The sequence below is a fragment of the Mycobacterium sp. E3305 genome (assembly GCF_001666785.1).
GTDB lineage: Bacteria > Actinomycetota > Actinomycetes > Mycobacteriales > Mycobacteriaceae > Mycobacterium.
This window is the reverse complement of record NZ_LZJA01000278.1, coordinates 1-867: the sequence shown is the minus strand read 5'-3', so window position 1 is coordinate 867 and position 867 is coordinate 1. Positions and strand designations below refer to the sequence as shown.

2 protein-coding genes are annotated in these 867 nt (G+C 68.9%); both read left to right on the top strand.

The features are described 5' to 3' along the window. The first annotated feature begins 8 nt into the window (after nucleotides 1-8). The gene (locus tag A5701_RS24165) at nucleotides 9-659 is read left to right on the top strand and encodes a DUF5947 family protein (protein ID WP_067760295.1); all 651 of its coding nucleotides are present in this window, start codon (nucleotides 9-11) and stop codon (nucleotides 657-659) included. After that, on the top strand, nucleotides 656-867 hold a 212-nt coding region (locus tag A5701_RS24160; protein WP_231972876.1), incomplete at its 3' end, for a DUF6084 family protein. The genes A5701_RS24165 and A5701_RS24160, both read left to right, overlap by 4 nt.

Here is an 867-nt window from a genome sequence, read left to right as displayed (position 1 = left end):
GCCCCGGCATGACCACCCCGTACGACGTCCTGACCCGCATCCGCAGCAACCGGCCGGCCCCCGAACCGGCCGGCGAGCGGTGCGAGATGTGCTCGGAATCGATCGCCGACGAGCACCAGCACGTGGTCAACGTGGCCGACCGGCAGCTCATGTGTGTCTGCCGGGCCTGCTATCTGCTGTTCACCGACACCCAGGCCGAACTGCGCTACCGCGCGGTGCCCGACCGGTATCTGTCCTTCCCGGACTTCGCGCTGGACCGACGCGCGTGGGAGGCATTGCAGATCCCTGTGGGGGTGGCCTTCTTCTTCACCAACTCCGCGCTCGGGCGCACCGTCGCCTTCTACCCCGGGCCGGCCGGCGCCTGCGAATCCGAACTCGCGCTTGATGTTTGGGACACCCTCGGCGGCGCCGACGCACGGGTGGGACTGCTGGCCGACGACGTGGAGGCGTTGTTGGTGCGGGTCCCCGACACCGGTCCGCCGCAGACCTATCTGGTCCCCATCGACGCCTGTTACGAATTCGTCGGGCGACTGCGGATCCTGTGGCGTGGGTTCGACGGCGGGCAGGAGGCGCGCGAGTTCATCGACGGCTTCTTCTCCCACCTGCAAGCCCACGCGCTGGAAACACCTTCCGACACACCTTCTGAAACACCACCATGATGGACATCGACTTCACGGTCCTCGACGTGGCGCCCGAGCCGTACACCGTCAGCCCGGTGCTGACCGCCCGCATCGCGGTGACCACCGGCGACGACCCGGTGCACGCGATCGCCCTGCGCTGCCAGGTCCGCATCGAGCCGTTGCGGCGGTCCTACTCCGACGACGAGGCCGCGGGGCTGACCGACCTGTTCGGTCCGCGCGAACGCTG

Excerpts from the sequence above, each read along its gene's own strand:
- A5701_RS24165 (WP_067760295.1), top strand. The coding sequence starts at position 9 with ATGACCACCCCGTACGACGTCCTGACCCGCATCCGCAGCAACCGGCCG.